The organism is Enterobacter sp. YSU, from assembly GCF_016082135.1.
Taxonomy (GTDB): Bacteria; Pseudomonadota; Gammaproteobacteria; order Enterobacterales; family Enterobacteriaceae; genus Enterobacter; species Enterobacter hormaechei_C.
Map to the genome: position 1 here is coordinate 4,338,291 of NZ_CP059487.1, position 15,444 is coordinate 4,353,734.

The 15,444-nt window shown below is 51.3% G+C and carries 16 protein-coding genes; 9 read left to right on the forward strand and 7 right to left on the reverse strand.

Annotated elements, in window-relative coordinates; translation table 11 throughout:
• Positions 1 to 35: 35 nt before the first annotated feature.
• On the forward strand, positions 36 to 986 hold the full coding sequence (gene uspE, locus H2Z33_RS20735; protein WP_006808916.1) for a universal stress protein UspE: 951 nt from the start codon (positions 36 to 38) through the stop codon (positions 984 to 986).
• A 40-nt stretch (positions 987 to 1,026) separates the two neighbouring features.
• On the opposite strand, the gene H2Z33_RS20740 is transcribed toward uspE, so the two are convergent.
• The 3 genes from H2Z33_RS20740 to pntA form a co-directional block, all read right to left on the reverse strand.
• Positions 1,027 to 2,136 (reverse strand): mechanosensitive ion channel family protein, encoded by a 1,110-nt coding sequence (locus H2Z33_RS20740; RefSeq protein ID WP_017694101.1) that lies wholly within the window; start codon positions 2,134 to 2,136, stop codon positions 1,027 to 1,029.
• 107 nt (positions 2,137 to 2,243) lie between these two features.
• Complete coding sequence (gene pntB / locus H2Z33_RS20745; protein WP_003857541.1) at positions 2,244 to 3,632, reverse strand: Re/Si-specific NAD(P)(+) transhydrogenase subunit beta; 1,389 nt, start codon at positions 3,630 to 3,632, stop codon at positions 2,244 to 2,246.
• 10 nt (positions 3,633 to 3,642) lie between these two features.
• The gene (gene pntA, locus H2Z33_RS20750; protein ID WP_032648158.1) at positions 3,643 to 5,172 is read right to left on the reverse strand and encodes a Re/Si-specific NAD(P)(+) transhydrogenase subunit alpha; all 1,530 of its coding nucleotides are present in this window, start codon (positions 5,170 to 5,172) and stop codon (positions 3,643 to 3,645) included.
• Between the two features lie 535 nt (positions 5,173 to 5,707).
• Here pntA and ydgH point away from each other — a divergent pair.
• The 3 genes from ydgH to folM all read left to right on the forward strand — a co-directional run bounded on the left by ydgH (position 5,708) and on the right by folM (position 8,982).
• Entirely contained in the window at positions 5,708 to 6,652 is a 945-nt protein-coding gene (gene ydgH, locus H2Z33_RS20755) for a DUF1471 family protein YdgH (RefSeq protein WP_000769339.1), read from the forward strand.
• A gap of 185 nt (positions 6,653 to 6,837) precedes the next feature.
• A complete protein-coding gene (locus H2Z33_RS20760; protein WP_003857548.1) occupies positions 6,838 to 8,220 on the forward strand; it encodes an amino acid permease in 1,383 nt (460 codons plus the stop codon).
• Positions 8,221 to 8,259: 39 nt separating this feature from the next.
• Positions 8,260 to 8,982, forward strand: a complete 723-nt coding sequence (gene folM, locus H2Z33_RS20765; RefSeq protein ID WP_063135115.1) for a dihydromonapterin reductase — start codon at positions 8,260 to 8,262, stop codon at positions 8,980 to 8,982.
• Here folM and H2Z33_RS20770 read toward each other — a convergent pair.
• Positions 8,979 to 9,314 carry a GlpM family protein gene (locus H2Z33_RS20770; RefSeq protein ID WP_015570648.1) on the reverse strand — a complete coding sequence of 112 codons (336 nt, stop codon included), beginning with the start codon at positions 9,312 to 9,314 and terminating at the stop codon, positions 8,979 to 8,981. The genes folM and H2Z33_RS20770 overlap by 4 nt on opposite strands.
• Positions 9,315 to 9,441: 127 nt before the next feature.
• On the opposite strand from H2Z33_RS20770, the gene rstA reads away from it, so the two are divergent.
• The 3 genes from rstA to H2Z33_RS20785 all read left to right on the forward strand — a co-directional run bounded on the left by rstA (position 9,442) and on the right by H2Z33_RS20785 (position 11,573).
• Positions 9,442 to 10,158, forward strand: coding sequence for a two-component system response regulator RstA (gene rstA / locus H2Z33_RS20775; RefSeq protein WP_015570649.1), 717 nt, complete (start codon positions 9,442 to 9,444; stop codon positions 10,156 to 10,158).
• 437 nt (positions 10,159 to 10,595) lie between these two features.
• Positions 10,596 to 10,967, forward strand: coding sequence for an anti-adapter protein IraM (gene iraM / locus H2Z33_RS20780; RefSeq protein ID WP_023296508.1), 372 nt, complete (start codon positions 10,596 to 10,598; stop codon positions 10,965 to 10,967).
• A 387-nt stretch (positions 10,968 to 11,354) separates the two neighbouring features.
• Positions 11,355 to 11,573: a cold shock domain-containing protein gene (locus tag H2Z33_RS20785; RefSeq protein WP_017384577.1), complete on the forward strand. Its 219-nt coding sequence runs from the start codon at positions 11,355 to 11,357 to the stop codon at positions 11,571 to 11,573.
• Positions 11,574 to 11,734: 161 nt separating this feature from the next.
• Here the strand turns inward: H2Z33_RS20785 and H2Z33_RS23470 are convergent, their stop codons facing one another.
• Complete coding sequence (locus H2Z33_RS23470) at positions 11,735 to 11,932, reverse strand: YnfU family zinc-binding protein (protein WP_306414190.1); 198 nt, start codon at positions 11,930 to 11,932, stop codon at positions 11,735 to 11,737.
• A gap of 118 nt (positions 11,933 to 12,050) precedes the next feature.
• On the opposite strand from H2Z33_RS23470, the gene H2Z33_RS20790 reads away from it, so the two are divergent.
• On the forward strand, positions 12,051 to 12,278 hold the full coding sequence (locus H2Z33_RS20790; protein WP_058700323.1) for a hypothetical protein: 228 nt from the start codon (positions 12,051 to 12,053) through the stop codon (positions 12,276 to 12,278).
• A 633-nt stretch (positions 12,279 to 12,911) separates the two neighbouring features.
• Positions 12,912 to 13,583, forward strand: a complete 672-nt coding sequence (locus H2Z33_RS20795; protein WP_063135114.1) for an SOS response-associated peptidase — start codon at positions 12,912 to 12,914, stop codon at positions 13,581 to 13,583.
• A 109-nt stretch (positions 13,584 to 13,692) separates the two neighbouring features.
• On the opposite strand, the gene H2Z33_RS20800 is transcribed toward H2Z33_RS20795, so the two are convergent.
• Both H2Z33_RS20800 and H2Z33_RS20805 read right to left on the reverse strand, forming a co-directional pair.
• A complete protein-coding gene (locus tag H2Z33_RS20800) occupies positions 13,693 to 14,565 on the reverse strand; it encodes an alpha/beta fold hydrolase (RefSeq protein ID WP_063135113.1) in 873 nt (290 codons plus the stop codon).
• Between the two features lie 62 nt (positions 14,566 to 14,627).
• A complete protein-coding gene (locus H2Z33_RS20805) occupies positions 14,628 to 15,221 on the reverse strand; it encodes a TetR/AcrR family transcriptional regulator (RefSeq protein WP_159424626.1) in 594 nt (197 codons plus the stop codon).
• Positions 15,222 to 15,444 lie beyond the last annotated feature (223 nt).

Genomic DNA, 15,444 nt, shown 5'->3' on the forward strand with positions numbered 1-15,444 from the left:
ATACAGACTGTGGTGACAGTAGTAAGGAGACCTGTATGGCAAAGTATCAAAACATGCTGGTGGCTATCGATCCTAACCAGGACGATCAGCCGGCATTACGACGTGCTGTGTATTTACATCAACGGATTGGTGGCAAAATTAAAGCCTTTTTGCCGATTTATGACTTCTCATACGAGATGACCACCCTTCTGTCGCCTGACGAGCGCACCGCTATGCGTCAGGGAGTGATCAGCCAGCGTACCGCGTGGATCCGCGAGCAGGCGAAATATTACCTGGAAGCGGGCGTACCGATTGATATCAAAGTGGTCTGGCACAACCGACCTTTCGAAGCCATTATTCAGGAAGTGGTGGCCGGTGGGCATGACCTGCTGCTGAAAATGGCGCACCAGCATGACAAACTGGAATCCGTGATTTTCACTCCAACCGACTGGCACCTGCTGCGCAAATGCCCTTGCCCGGTATGGATGGTGAAAGATCAGCCATGGCCTGAGGGCGGGAAAGCCGTCGTGGCGGTGAATCTGGCCAGCGAAGAGGATTATCACAATTCGCTGAACGAGAAGCTGGTGAAGGAAACCATCCAGCTTGCCGACCAGGTTAACCACACCGAAGTCCATCTGGTGGGTGCCTATCCGGTTACGCCAATCAATATCGCCATCGAGTTGCCTGAATTTGACCCGAGCGTGTATAACGACGCGATTCGCGGTCAGCATCTGCTGGCCATGAAAGCGCTGCGCCAGAAATTCAGTATCGATGAGAATATGACGCACGTAGAAAAAGGGTTACCGGAAGAGGTTATTCCGGATCTGGCGGAGCATTTGCAGGCCGGGATTGTGGTGCTGGGCACCATTGGCCGGACCGGTATCTCTGCCGCGTTCCTGGGAAATACCGCCGAGCAGGTGATTGACCACCTGCGCTGCGACCTTCTGGTCATCAAACCGGATCAGTATCAAACGCCGGTTGAACTGGACGATGAGGAAGACGATTGACCCCAAAATGAAAGCCCGCCGGTAACGGCGGGCTTTTTTATTACGCTTCGCTCAACCGCTGCGTCGGTGCCTCGTCGCCGGCATTCATCCAGGGCGCGTGCAGAACCATGCTCGGCAGCGCCAGCTTGATCTCCTGCTGGTTCAGCCCCTCCAGAATACGGATATTGATCTCCTGCTGAATATCCATGTACTTGTTGTAGTCCGCCGTATTAACGATATGGACCACCTCGAAGGTCAGGCGATCGCGATCGAAGCCCAGGAAATGGGCGCGGTCAAACTTCGTTTCCCCGACGTCGGTAATGATCTGTTTGACCATATCACCCACTGAACGCAGTTTGTCCGGCGCCGTGTCGCTGGCAACCCCGAAGGTAAAGACGATCCGGCGCGTTTGCATCCGTTTGTAGTTATGCAGCGTCTGTTGCAGCAGAATGGCGTTCCCGCAGACAATCTGCTCCCCGCTCAGGCTGCGGATACGGGTGGTTTTCAGGCCAATGTGCTCTACCGTCCCGGCGACATCGTTAAACACCACAAAATCACCAATTTCGAACGGCTTATCAAAACCGATGGAAAGCGATGCAAACACGTCGCTCAGGATCGTTTGCACCGCGAGGGCGATTGCAATACCCCCTACCCCAAGGCTGGCAACCAGAGCAGTGATGTTGACGCCCGCGTTAGCAAGAATAGACAGCAGCATCACTGACCAGACTATGGCACGGAGGATAAGCCCCGTGATCACCAGCGTCACCGGGTTTTTATGGCTTCCCGGCGCCAGCATGACGTGACGAAGCCACGACACCACCCCCTGATCCATCCACAGCGCCACCTGGATAGCGAAGACCAGGAACCAGGCGTGGCTCACGGTACCAAAGAGATGATCCGGTAAGTCGACGAAACGCAGGCTGAATAACAGCGCCACGACAAAAAGCAGGAAGCGGCTGGTGCGGTTAAGCATATCCGTCAGGATAAAACGCATCCGGTTGGTGGTGGGGTGCTTGTCGCCCCAGGTAGTGATCCCTTTCTTAACGAAGGCGATCAGACGCGTCAGCAGCCAGTACACCAGCAGAGTCACAAAAACCACCGTGGCGACGCCGATCCAGAAAGATGGCGTCATCATCAGCTCGATGATGTCGAAGCGGGACAAAAATCGCATTACACCTCCTCGTATTACACAAAGGGTAAAGTATAGACAGAGGAGAAAAGCTGGCCGCAGAAATAAGAAAACCGCCCCAGGGGGCGGTTTGTCAGGATGAAGCGCAATTACAGCGCTTTCAGGATCGCATCCACGCTGGCCTTGGCGTCGCCAAACAGCATGTGGGTGTTATCTTTAAAGAACAGCGGGTTCTGCACGCCAGCATAGCCGGTGTTCATAGAGCGTTTGAAGACAATGACGTTCTGCGCCTTCCACACTTCGAGAACAGGCATACCCGCAATCGGACTACGCGGGTCGTCCTGCGCCGCCGGGTTAACGGTGTCGTTGGCGCCAATCACCAACACGGTGTCGGTGTCGGCGAAATCATCGTTGATCTCGTCCATTTCCAGCACAATGTCGTAAGGCACCTTCGCTTCCGCCAGCAGCACGTTCATGTGGCCTGGCAGACGCCCCGCCACCGGGTGAATACCAAAGCGAACCTTGATGCCGCGCGCGCGGAGTTTCTCGGTGATTTCCGCCACCGGATACTGCGCCTGCGCCACCGCCATGCCATAGCCTGGGGTGATGATGACGGAATGCGAGTTTTTCAGCATCTCTGCGGTGTCTTCCGCGCTGATTTCACGGTGTTCACCCACTTCCTCATCAGAACCGGTTGATGAGCCGTCAGAACCGAAGCCACCCGCGATGACGCTGATAAACGAACGGTTCATCGCCTTACACATGATGTAAGACAGGATCGCACCGGAAGAACCGACCAGCGCACCGGTGACAATCAGCAGGTCGTTGCTCAGCATAAAGCCTGCCGCCGCCGCTGCCCAACCGGAGTAGGAGTTCAGCATGGAAACCACCACCGGCATATCTGCTCCGCCGATAGACGCCACCAGATGCCAGCCGAAGGCCAGCGCGATGATGGTCATCACCAGTAACGCCAGCACCTGCAAGCCTACGCTTTCAGTACGCACGAAGACCACCAGCAGCACAAAGGAAACGACCAGCGCCGCCAGGTTCAGCTTGTGGCGGTTAGGCAGCATCAGCGGTTTGGAAGAGATCTTCCCGCGCAGCTTGCCGAACGCCACAATCGACCCGGTGAAGGTCACCGCACCGATGAAGATGCCGAGGAACACTTCGGTCAGGTGGATGTTCACCAGAATCGGCTCCAGGCCCGGTTCGTGGTACAGGTAGCTGTTGAAGCCCACCAGCACCGCCGCCAGACCCACGAAGCTGTGCAGAATGGCAACCAGCTCCGGCATCTCGGTCATTTCAACGCGTTTCGCCAGACGAATACCAATCGCGCCGCCGATGATCATCGCCACCAGGATCCACGCCACGTTGCCGGTGTCCGGCCCAAAGATGGTGGCAATCAGCGCAATCGCCATCCCGGCGATACCAAAGTTATTTCCCTGCTGAGACGTTTCGTGTTTGGAAAGCCCCGCCAGACTGAAAATAAACAGGATTGCAGCAACAATGTATGCGGCTGTAACTAATCCTCCAGACATATGCTACCCCTTAGCCTTTACGAAACATTTTCAGCATGCGCTGAGTCACGGTGAAACCACCGAAAATATTGATACTGGCGATCAGCACCGCAATGAAGCTCAGGAAGCTGATCCAGCCGCCATGACCAATTTGCAGCAATGCCCCGACCACGATAATCCCGGAGATGGCATTGGTGACCGACATCAGCGGGGTATGCAGCGCATGAGAAACGTTCCACACGACGTAGTAACCCACCACGCAGGAGAGCGCGAAGACGGTGAAGTGGCCAAGGAACTCTTTTGGCGCGACATCCGCCAGCCAGCCAAACAGGATAATAACCAGCGCCATGATGGCGTATTTGCGCCACGGCGACGCAGGTTTTGCTGGCTCCGCGGGCTCTGGCGCCGCTTTCGGCGCAGCCTGAGGTTGAGCGGAAACCTGAATCGGCGGTGCAGGCCAGGTGATTTCCCCTTCACGCACCACAGTAACGCCACGCACCACCACATCATCAAAATCAACGGTAATGTTGCCGTCTTTCTCTTTGCAGAGCAGCTTCAGCAGGTTAACGAGGTTCGTGCCGTACAGCTGAGAGGACTGGGTTGGCAGACGCCCTGGCAGGTCGGTATAACCGATCACCTTCACGCCGTTCGCGGTCGTCGTGACCTGGTTTGGCACGGTATACTCACAGTTACCGCCGTTTTGCGCCGCCAGATCGACAATAACGCTGCCCGGCTGCATGGAATCCACCATCTCACGGGTGATCAGCTTCGGCGCCGGTTTACCCGGAATAAGCGCGGTGGTGACAATGATGTCCACCTCTTTTGCCTGCGCCGCAAAGAGCGCCATTTCCGCCTTAATAAAGGCTTCAGACATGACCTTCGCGTAACCATCACCGCTGCCCGCTTCTTCCTTGAAGTCCAGTTCAAGGAATTCGGCGCCCATACTCTGCACCTGCTCCTTCACTTCCGGCCGGGTATCAAACGCGCGAACAATAGCGCCCAGGCTGTTTGCGGCCCCGATAGCGGCAAGACCTGCCACACCGGCACCAATCACCATCACCTTCGCGGGTGGTACTTTACCTGCCGCCGTAATCTGACCGGTAAAGAAGCGACCAAACTCATGCGCAGCTTCGACAATGGCGCGATAGCCGGCAATGTTCGCCATGGAGCTCAGCGCATCCAGAGACTGCGCGCGCGAAATACGCGGCACGGAGTCCATCGCCATCACGGTGACACCGCGTGCTGCCAGCTTCTCCATCAGCTCCGGGTTTTGGGCTGGCCAGACAAAGCTCACAAGCGTAGTGCCCGCGTTCAGCAGTTCAATTTCACTCTCTTCCGGTGCGTTGACCTTCAGAATGATGGGTGATTGCCAGACCTCAGCACCGTCCACTACTTCCGCGCCAGCCTGAGTAAAGGCCTCGTCATCGAAACTCGCCAGTTTGCCCGCGCCGCTTTCAATCGCGACGGTAAAACCCAGTTTAAGCAGTTGCTCCACCGTTTTTGGTGTTGCCGCTACGCGGGTTTCATTGGCTAACCGTTCTTTTGGTACCCCAATACGCATAGTTTTCCCTTCCATCGGTTTTTGATGATGGTTTGTCGATAATTGCCCACGGTTTGTATCAATTTTCACCATCGAGATAACGACGGAGAATGATTAACCCCGGAAAATAAAACAGTAACAAACTTTCTATAACCTACTGAAAATAGCGCCCGTGATCTACCGCCAGAAAACACTATTTCTTACTTTATCTGTGAAAAATAAGCGATCGGGGTCACTGACAGAGATATTTACCTTAAATTCGCCTTCAGGACCGATAAATCGCGCAAGCGAAGCGGTAAAAACATGATATAGCGCCATAAAAGAACAACTCATTAACATTAAATTAACTTGTAAAAGTCATATGCTTAATCAGTTTTGCTTGTGAAACGCCTGTTTTTTCCACATATCACAAAATGTTATCGAATCAGGTCCTTTGGTGAGCACAGGCTGTGAAAAATGCCGCAGACAGCGACGGGTGTTAAATGCCATAATCGGGACCGTCTCAAATTAACAACAACACCAGTACATGGTTTGCGCAAGGCGAAGGATTATTTTTATGAAGCTTAAGAACACACTCCTGGCGTCCGCACTTCTTTCCGCGACCGCCCTGTCTGCGAATGCCGCGACAGAGTTGACGCCGGAGCAAGCGGCAGCGTTAAAACCTTTTGACCATACGGTCATTGTGGGTCGCTATAACTCTATTGGCGATGCCGTCGCCGCCGCATCAAAAGCCGCCGATAAAAACGGCGCTGCCTCTTTTTACGTTGTTGACCAGTCCGATCAGGGCAACAGCGGCAACCAGCGCGTGACGATTGCGCTGTACAAAGAGAATGCCCCAAAAGCAGATGAACAGAAAAACCGCGTGATTAACGGCATTGTTGAACTGCCGAAAGATCAGGCTGTTCAGCTGGAACCGTATGACACCGTGACCGTTCAGGGCTTCTACCGCAGCCAGCCTGAAGTTAACGATGCCATCACCAAAGCCGCGAGAGAAAAAGGCGCTTACGCGTTCTATATCGTGCGTCAGGTTGATGCCAACCAGGGCGGAAACCAGCGCATCACCGCCTTCATCTATAAGCAAGATGCGAAAAAACGCGTAGTACAAAGCCCGGATGCCATTCCAGCGGATTCAGATGCGGGACGTGCCGCGTTAGCGAAAGGCGGTGAAGAAGCGAAGAAAGTGGAAATTCCGGGCGTTGCAACCTCGGCGGCACCAAGCGCTGAAGTGGGTCGTTTCTTTGAAACCCAATCCACCAAAGGCGGTCGTTATACCGTTACGTTACCAGACGGCACGAAAATTGAAGAGCTGAACAAAGCCACTGCCGCGCAGATGGTTCCGTTCGACAGCATCAAGTTTACGGGCAACTATGGCAACATGACGGAAATCTCCTATCAGGTGGCGAAGCGTGCTGCGAAGAAAGGCGCGAAGTATTACCACATCACCCGCCAGTGGCAGGAACGTGGTAACAACCTGACCATCAGCGCCGATCTGTACAAGTAACAAAACGGTTTCATAAAGGCGGCGCAGTGCCGCCTTTTTTGTTACTTTTTTTCTGATTTCTGCCACACGTCATTGCATGCATCCTTCACACTCCGTAAAATCCCGCGCCTTAGCGTGATCCACCATTTTTATGCGCCTTAGCGAAATAATTATTCTGGATTTGGACTTTTCATAACAGGAAGCCAATGGAAAAGAAACTTGGCCTGAGTGCTTTAACTGCACTTGTATTGAGCTCAATGCTGGGCGCGGGCGTATTCAGTTTGCCGCAGAACATGGCGGCCGTCGCCAGCCCGGCCGCATTACTGATTGGCTGGGGCATTACCGGTGTCGGGATTTTGCTGCTGGCGTTCGCCATGCTGCTGCTGACCCGTATCCGACCGGATCTGGACGGCGGAATATTCACTTACGCCCGGGAAGGTTTCGGCGAGCTGATCGGCTTCTGCTCCGCCTGGGGTTACTGGCTGTGCGCGGTGATCGCCAACGTCTCCTATCTGGTTATCGTCTTCTCGGCGCTCAGCTTCTTTACCGACACGCCCGAACTGCGCCTGTTTGGCGACGGCAATACCTGGCAGTCCATCGTCGGCGCCTCGGTGCTGCTGTGGATAGTTCACTGGCTGATTTTGCGTGGCGTTCAGACCGCGGCCAGCATTAACCTGGTGGCGACGCTGGCCAAGCTGGTGCCGCTTGGCCTGTTCGTCGTGCTGGCCTTCCTCGCCTTCCGTCTCGATGTCTTTACGCTCGATTTCAGCGGCATTGCGCTGGGCGTCCCCGTTTGGGAACAGGTGAAAAATACCATGCTGATCACCCTGTGGGTGTTCATCGGCGTTGAAGGTGCCGTCGTGGTCTCTGCCCGCGCGCGTAACAAGCGCGATGTGGGACGCGCCACGCTGTTGGCCGTACTGGCGGCGCTGGGCGTTTATCTGCTGGTGACGCTGCTGTCGCTCGGCGTGGTGGCCCGCCCTGAACTGGCGGAAATGCGTAACCCGTCCATGGCCGGGCTGATGGTGAAAATGCTGGGTCCCTGGGGGGACGTGATTATCGCGGCGGGTCTGATTGTTTCCGTTTGCGGCGCCTATCTGAGCTGGACCATTATGGCAGCGGAAGTCCCGTTCCTGGCCGCCACGCACAAAGCGTTCCCGCGCCTGTTTGCCCGTCAGAACAAAAACAGTGCGCCATCGGCCTCTCTGTGGCTCACCAACATCAGCGTGCAGGTCTGTCTGGTGCTGATCTGGCTCACAGGATCGGACTATAACACGCTGCTGACCATCGCCTCCGAGATGATTCTGGTACCCTATTTCTTAGTGGGCGCATATCTGTTAAAAATTGCGACCCGCCCGGCACACTATGCGGTAGGCGTCGGCGCTTGTATTTACGGTCTATGGTTGTTGTATGCTTCCGGACCGATGCATCTGCTGCTGTCCGTGGTGCTCTACGCGCCGGGCCTGCTGGTGTTTATCTACGCTCGCCGTACACATCAGCTTGATAATGCCCTTAAGCGCCGCGAAATGGCATTGATAGGTTTGCTGTTAGTCGCTGCCGTACCGGCAACGTGGATGTTAATGGGATAGCGCCGCCTGTCCCATTGTTGAACTGAAAAGGAGATTACGATGGGACACACGCAGCAACGCCCAATATTGATCACTGGCGCAGGCCGTCGCATTGGCCTCGCCCTCGCCCATCACTTTCTCAATCTTCGCCATCCGGTTATCGTCAGTTACCGCACGGAATATCCCTCCATTGAAGGGCTACGAAATGCCGGAGCAGTCTGCATTCAGGCGGATTTCTCCACAGATGAAGGTATTCTCGCCTTCGCGGACAAAGTGAAGTCGACCACCCGCGGACTGCGGGCGGTTATTCACAACGCCAGTACCTGGCTTCCCGAAAAAGCAGGACATTCACTCAGCGAAACGCTCGCCTGCATGATGCAGATCCACGTTAATGCGCCTTATCTGCTCAACCATGCCCTACAGGATTTGCTGCGCGGACACGGCCATGCCGCAGGAGACATTATCCATTTCACCGATTACGTGGTGGAGCGAGGAAGCGACAAACACATCGCCTATGCGGCCAGCAAAGCCGCGCTGGATAATATGACCCGCTCTTTCGCACGCAAGCTGGCGCCCGAGGTAAAGGTCAACGCGATTGCTCCGGCGATGATTTTATTTAACGAAGGCGATGATGCCGAGTATCGTCAGCAGGCGCTCAACAAGTCGTTAATGAAAATTGCGCCCGGCGAGAAAGAGGTGATCGACCTGATCGATTATCTGCTGACCAGCTGTTACGTCACGGGCCGAACGTTTGCCGTGGACGGTGGCCGCCCCCTGCGCTAGTGAAAGCGGCTCCAGAAAAAGATGAGCACCCAGGCGCTGAGGCTCCAGCAGACCACCGCCCCGCCCAGCGCCATGGGCAGACGCAGAAAACCGGTGAAGTACCACAGCGACAGCAGGTAAATAAAATACGGGATGATCGACCACATCCCGAACACAATGGTGGCGCGCAGCGCCTCAATACCCCGCTCAGAGGCCACAATATAGTGCGCGATTAACGCAAAGGTGGGAAACAGCGGGATCAGCCCGGCAATGTAGTAGTTCTTCGTTTTAGCCAGCACCCCAATCAGCAGCACGACCAGCGCACCCAGCGCGGCTTTTATCACCAGCCCCATTCTTTTCCCTTAACAATCAAATAACATTCCCGTGCAGGATAATGGAACTCCGGCTAATTTTGAAAGATTAATGGAAGGTTAAGGTTGCGCGGTGTATGTTGACGTTTTTCGCGATGACAGACGTTGTATGAATAAGATTGTTTATGTTGAAGATGAACCCGAGGTGGGGCAATTAATCGCCGCTTATCTGGGTAAACATGATATGGAAGTGGTTGTCGAGCCTCGTGGCGATCGCGCTGAAGACGTCGTCAACCGCGAAAATCCGGATCTGGTGTTGCTGGACATCATGCTGCCCGGGAAAGATGGTATGACGCTCTGCCGGGATCTGCGCGCGAAATGGGACGGCCCGATCGTGCTGCTGACCTCTCTCGACAGCGATATGAATCATATTCTGTCGCTTGAGATGGGCGCAAACGACTACATCCTGAAAACTACACCGCCGGCGGTTCTGCTAGCCCGTTTACGCCTCCATCTGCGTCAGCGTGCCAGCGCTGAGCGTGAAGCGCCTGCGCCCTCCTTAACGCCGCATAAAGCGATGCGTTTCGGCACACTTTCTATCGACCCGGTCAACCGACAGGTTATGCTTTCCGGGGAGCTGATTGCGCTCTCAACCGCAGATTTTGACCTGCTGTGGGAGCTTGCAACCCATGCCGGACAAATTATGGACCGGGATGCATTGCTGAAAAATCTGCGCGGCGTAAGTTACGACGGAATGGATCGTAGCGTTGATGTGGCGATTTCACGACTGCGTAAAAAACTGTTGGATAACGCCACGGAACCTTACCGCATCAAAACCGTACGCAACAAGGGCTATCTGTTTGCACCGCACGCCTGGGAAACCTGAAAAAGGAGCCAACTGGAATATTCAAAAAATAACTGACGATGCATCGGAATTGTTATCGGTATTCGTCGAAAGTTATCGATTATATGCATCGTCAGTTATGACATATCCTCTGGTCTGATTCCTCTCTCCAGTTCTATTCGATGTGCATTTTTCGCGTAAACAAAAGTAGCGCTAATGTATTTGATTGCTATAGTACAATATATATTCAGCAGAGCAGGCACCATCATCGATCAAAAATCCGTCACTTAAATGCACATTAGGCTAAAAATGATCTTTACAATTGACTTAATCATTATCTTATCCTTATGAAAACAAAGGGGATAATGGCGAACATATAAATAATATCGATCTTTTTCAATAGCTTACGTGTTTGCAGAAATCTAATTCTCATGCTAAACCTTATACTCTCTCAATTATTTAATGAAAGAGGTATAGCAATGTCATGGAGAGTCATTAGCTCGGTAATTTGTCCTAACACGGGAATCGTTTATTCAAGCATCTTGGGACTCAAGTTCTTGAAACTCATCATTTGGTATGAAAGCGATGTCTATTTGTACCCCGGTGACAGGATATATCCGACAAAAAATGGCGTCTTCATAAATGGTGTTTTCAAGCCTATATCGATATACAACATATCACCTTACAACGAAATGTTGTGGAGTGAAATTAAAAACAAGATGGCCTGCCCATACAATCGAAACCAGCACGAGGAGATATGCACTTACGCGGTGCATTGCAACGCGCGGAAATGCCCGCATGGGTTTGCCACCAACCCACTGATTGTCAGCACAGGTAAATCCAGACATTAGCGAAAATCGGAAATATTGAGATCAAGATAATTAATATTTCTGCTGCACCGCCTTTGTCCGGATAAATCTCCGTGACTACAGCCCAAATGCTCCTGTGGGGACATTTGGGCTGTAGTCACGCCTGGCAACTCTGGCTTCTTGTACCAAATTAATTTTTATTGTGCAATTTTAAGCAAGCCATCCGGAAGGCTAAAATAAAAATTGCTAATTAACCCTGCCCGTGCATTAATGGTCTCGTTAGTCCGATCCAATAATAGTTGGACAAGTTGCATGACAATTCTCATAACCAGGCGCTATCGCTGATATCCCCTCCTTTTGAGTCCACACCTTAGCATTATATGTTTATTAGCTTTTATATCACTTCGGAAATGTTCAAATGGAGTCTTTATGTCATCAAAAATTTTAGGCCTGGTTAAGTGGTTTAAGGAAGATAAAGGCTTTGGTTTTATCTCCCCTGTAGATGGCAGCAAAGATGTTTTCGTGCATTTCTCTGCCCTTCAGGGAGAGAACTTCAAAACACTTTTTGAAGGTCAGAAAGTCGAATTTATCATCGTAAGCGGCGATAAAGGCCCTGCTGCTGCGAATGTAACGCTTTGCGATAAATAATATCAGCACACAGCCGCGTTGACGATGATGTTGCTTCTGGCTCGTGGACTGCACAAGCAGTCTACAATCCGATGCTAACTGCTTGTAAATCAGTAAAGTGTTATTGAGATCAGGCGACCGCGAAAAACATCGTCTCTTCCACTTCTTGTATGAGTATTTCTTCAGAGACGCTGAGAGGATTTAAACAAAGCGCTACAGTAGGGACAGACAAGCTGGGCCCCCTTTTGTATGCGAGTGAAACTGTGCTCTGACTCTTTAGCGCAGTTTGGACATGAACATTTGACTAAATAATTGCGACGAAGTTGCGAGTTTTTACGTCCCGACATAGGCTGCTCCTGAATGAAAAGGATTGCCACCATACACGTTAAGGCAGGATATTGCTTGCTTTTATTTCCCAAAGAGAGCAAAAAATAGAAAGGAGCCACGCTTCTGGAACATTCTTACCTTGCACAATAACAAAAAGATATAGAGTGATATATGAAAAAGGTGAACATTTTTTTTAATGCCAACCCCAGCAAAGTCATTATCGTGCTTAAGGGCATAACGTCTGTACGCCAGACATATCCGGATGGTGAAGAAATTAATCTTCAGATCATGACTGCAAGCTTTCCGTCGTTGACGGGAGATCATAATTCTATCTATGTTGCTTCAGACAGGGAACTTACCTCTCAGGAAATATCTGATGCTGCCAAACAATATTTATAATATTTTCTGTCACTAGTCCGGTTAACAACACAGCATTTATTTCACTCAGAATGAGAAAAATTACAATCTATCATTATTAATGCCTGCAAAATGCAGGCTTTTTTACGACATTGCCCTTTAAATTTAACTATTCCGCATAATCGTGCTGTTCACTTTGCTCCCTCTGTTTCCGAAGAAAGTGTATCATCAACCTTCTTCGTTCCTGTGGTGATATGGATGTCCACGCAGGGCTGACGAAGTAAAGCCGGGTTCTTAATTGATTGATTTAGCGGTGCTATCCGATGAAAAAGCTGTTTGTGCAGTTTTAGTGTGCAGAAAATCCGCAACTCATTGAAATTATAATAAATAATTACATTTCAATGAGTTAGCTAAAAACGTTTAACGGACATCTACGGACGTGCACGGTCTTTTTTGTGCCCCTATCGGTGCCCCCTCTTTCAAAATGCCCCCAAATCTGCCCCCAAAATCCCCCTCTTTTGCGTAGCTCTTTCCAGTTTCGCAACACACTGCTTTACGCATCTCTAACTGATCAGCATAATCGCCACGAATCCGTTTATAAGACTTCACCCTTAACCAGCGCGCGCTACTTTTCTCCCTGCCCTATACTTTCAGTCTGACTGACTGGAGGTTTCTATGTGTGGACGCTTTGCACAAGCCCAAACCCGGGAGGAATACCTTGCCTACATTGCCGATGAAGCCGATCGCGACATTGCATATGACCCGGAGCCGATAGGACGTTACAACGTAGCGCCCGGTACCAAAGTGCTGTTGCTGAATGAACGCGACGAGCAACTGCACCTCGATCCGGTGTTCTGGGGCTACGCACCTGGATGGTGGGACAAATCGCCATTGATTAACGCGCGTGTAGAAACCGCAGCCACCAGCAGAATGTTCAAGCCTCTATGGCAGCACGGTCGGGCGATCTGTTTTGCGGATGGGTGGTTCGAATGGAAGAAGGAAGGTGACAAAAAACAGCCCTACTTCATTCACCGAGCCGATGGTCAGCCAATATTCTTGGCTGCGATAGGCAGCACACCGTTCGAGCGCGGCGATGAAGCTGAGGGCTTTCTAATCGTGACATCAGCTGCTGAAAAAGGCCTGGTCGATATTCATGACCGCCGGCCACTGGTTCTGTCGCCGGAGGCTGCAAGGGAATGGATGCGCCAAGACTTAGGCGGAAAGGCAGCTGAGGAGGTAATTGCCGACGGAACAGTGCCCGCCGACAAATTTATCTGGCACGCTGTGAGGCGCGCCGTGGGTAACGTAAAAAATCAGGGACCGGAGCTAATCAAGGCGGCACAATAAAAGGTAAGAGACCAGGCACGTCCTAAATGAGCGAAGACCGGACCTTAGAGGGAATGCCGTAGAGCTGGGTCAGAAAACATGAGCACAGCCTGGGCCGTGCTCCCTGAATCTAGTTGCGCAGGAATGTCAGTGCCTTATCAAGTACAACCGCTGGTTGTTCAAGCATAACGAAATGGCCGCAATCCTCGATAACTTCCAGCGTGTAATTGGAGTAGAACTCGTGCAGATGTCTGCTCGTATCAATGGTTATGGATGAATCCTGCGCGGCCCAGAGTACCTTCGTCTCTATCGGAGTAGGCTGATAATCATGAGGTGACCATGGTGTCGCCTCTTGTGTTAAATTCGCCCTGTCATAATTTAGGCCGCCAAGAACATTGCCGGTTTTCATATAATTATCGATTAAAACTTCAAACTCTTCGTCGTTCAGCACTGGTTGTTTGTAGCCCCAACTGTCAAAAAAATGACGATAATAAGCCTCTGTACTTTTACGAGTACTACTAATCAGTGTTTCAGCCATATCAAGCGCGTTGAAAAGTGCATACCAGTCTGAAGGGGTGATAGCACCTTCTGTAAACACTGGCATGACAGGATCAAGCATCACACATTTAATCACTTTCTCAGGATACTTACGTAGAAATTTGTGAGCGGCCATTGAGCCGTAGTCGTGCGACATGATATGACACTTATCTATGTTCAGAGCGTCCAGCAAGCGGGCCTGATCTTCTGCAAGCTGCCCAATTTCATAGTCTTCGATCCTGGATAGATCTGTCTTTTCAGAGTCGCCTGAGCCGCGTAAATCGGGAACAATGACATCGAAGTAGTTGGAAAGGGGTTCTATCAGATAACGCCAGTCCCACCAGAATCCAGGAAAACCGTGAAGAAGGAGCAATGCTGGTCCTGAACCCTTTCGGACATAGTTAATTTTTACGCCATCAAGTTCGATAATTTGCGGGGAGTAAAATTCTGGCAGTTCATACTTCATTTTTATTCCTCGATGTTGATTTAAAATGTGAAAATTTAAGGATAAATACTCCTGTAAGCTCCTTAGGGCACTTCAGTTCGTTTACTCATTGATCTGTCTTGTATGAAGACGTCGATAAGTTTCAAAAGATGTCGTTTAACTTCGTCATGGCTTCTTGATTCCATATTAGTGAGTTGCGAAATCCAGAAGCCTTCGGCGGCGAAGCGTATCGTTGCCAGCTCTATGAAATTGTCTGTTTCGCTATGTCTTTCCAGTAGTTTATGAATTCGCTCAGACAGGTAATACCGCGTTTCATCACTTCCTATGGCAGCCAACGCCAGATACGAGTAAGCCCTGGCAGGGACATCGGTCGGATCAGGAATTGATACCTCCACATAGGCTCTTGTAAGAGCACCAACTTCACCAGCATGGTTTGAAATATGGCGGTTTAATTCTGCTTCCCAGTGATCGGCAAGGTCTGCAAAGAGAGCATCTAATAACGCTTTCTTGGTAGGGAAGTGATGCACTACACCGCCTTTAGTTACAGAAACCGCATCTGCAACTGCCTGAATAGTCACAGCCTGCACTCCGTGTTCAATTGCCAGTAGCGCGGCATTATCCAGGATGGCTTTTCTTACTCCTTCAGGATTCTTTTCTCTTTTATGAGCAGTAGACATTTTGTAATCGAGCCTCAAGTATGCTTTATGAAAAAGCATACCATACGTTTGGTATGTTTCAAGTTTGGACAATTCTGCATCATAACCCTACGTCCGCTCTTGGCACGTAGAGGTCGGTCAGGGGCAGCAATGTCCGCTGTGAGCGAAAAGCGGACATAAATATGTCGCGTCAAAAATATGATGATAATTACTCTCCTGCCAGGACAGGTTGCTCCATCCTGGC

What these genes read in the sequence shown, in the direction of transcription:
- uspE (WP_006808916.1), top strand. Translation starts at nt 36, where the DNA reads ATGGCAAAGTATCAAAACATGCTGGTGGCTATCGATCCTAACCAGGAC.
- H2Z33_RS20740 (WP_017694101.1), bottom strand. Translation starts at nt 2,136, where the DNA reads ATGCGATTTTTGTCCCGCTTCGACATCATCGAGCTGATGATGACGCCA.
- pntB (WP_003857541.1), bottom strand. Translation starts at nt 3,632, where the DNA reads ATGTCTGGAGGATTAGTTACAGCCGCATACATTGTTGCTGCAATCCTG.
- pntA (WP_032648158.1), bottom strand. Translation starts at nt 5,172, where the DNA reads ATGCGTATTGGGGTACCAAAAGAACGGTTAGCCAATGAAACCCGCGTA.
- ydgH (WP_000769339.1), top strand. Translation starts at nt 5,708, where the DNA reads ATGAAGCTTAAGAACACACTCCTGGCGTCCGCACTTCTTTCCGCGACC.
- H2Z33_RS20760 (WP_003857548.1), top strand. Translation starts at nt 6,838, where the DNA reads ATGGAAAAGAAACTTGGCCTGAGTGCTTTAACTGCACTTGTATTGAGC.
- folM (WP_063135115.1), top strand. Translation starts at nt 8,260, where the DNA reads ATGGGACACACGCAGCAACGCCCAATATTGATCACTGGCGCAGGCCGT.
- H2Z33_RS20770 (WP_015570648.1), bottom strand. Translation starts at nt 9,314, where the DNA reads ATGGGGCTGGTGATAAAAGCCGCGCTGGGTGCGCTGGTCGTGCTGCTG.
- rstA (WP_015570649.1), top strand. Translation starts at nt 9,442, where the DNA reads ATGAATAAGATTGTTTATGTTGAAGATGAACCCGAGGTGGGGCAATTA.
- iraM (WP_023296508.1), top strand. Translation starts at nt 10,596, where the DNA reads ATGTCATGGAGAGTCATTAGCTCGGTAATTTGTCCTAACACGGGAATC.
- H2Z33_RS20785 (WP_017384577.1), top strand. Translation starts at nt 11,355, where the DNA reads ATGTCATCAAAAATTTTAGGCCTGGTTAAGTGGTTTAAGGAAGATAAA.
- H2Z33_RS23470 (WP_306414190.1), bottom strand. Translation starts at nt 11,932, where the DNA reads ATGGTGGCAATCCTTTTCATTCAGGAGCAGCCTATGTCGGGACGTAAA.
- H2Z33_RS20790 (WP_058700323.1), top strand. Translation starts at nt 12,051, where the DNA reads ATGAAAAAGGTGAACATTTTTTTTAATGCCAACCCCAGCAAAGTCATT.
- H2Z33_RS20795 (WP_063135114.1), top strand. Translation starts at nt 12,912, where the DNA reads ATGTGTGGACGCTTTGCACAAGCCCAAACCCGGGAGGAATACCTTGCC.
- H2Z33_RS20800 (WP_063135113.1), bottom strand. Translation starts at nt 14,565, where the DNA reads ATGAAGTATGAACTGCCAGAATTTTACTCCCCGCAAATTATCGAACTT.
- H2Z33_RS20805 (WP_159424626.1), bottom strand. Translation starts at nt 15,221, where the DNA reads ATGTCTACTGCTCATAAAAGAGAAAAGAATCCTGAAGGAGTAAGAAAA.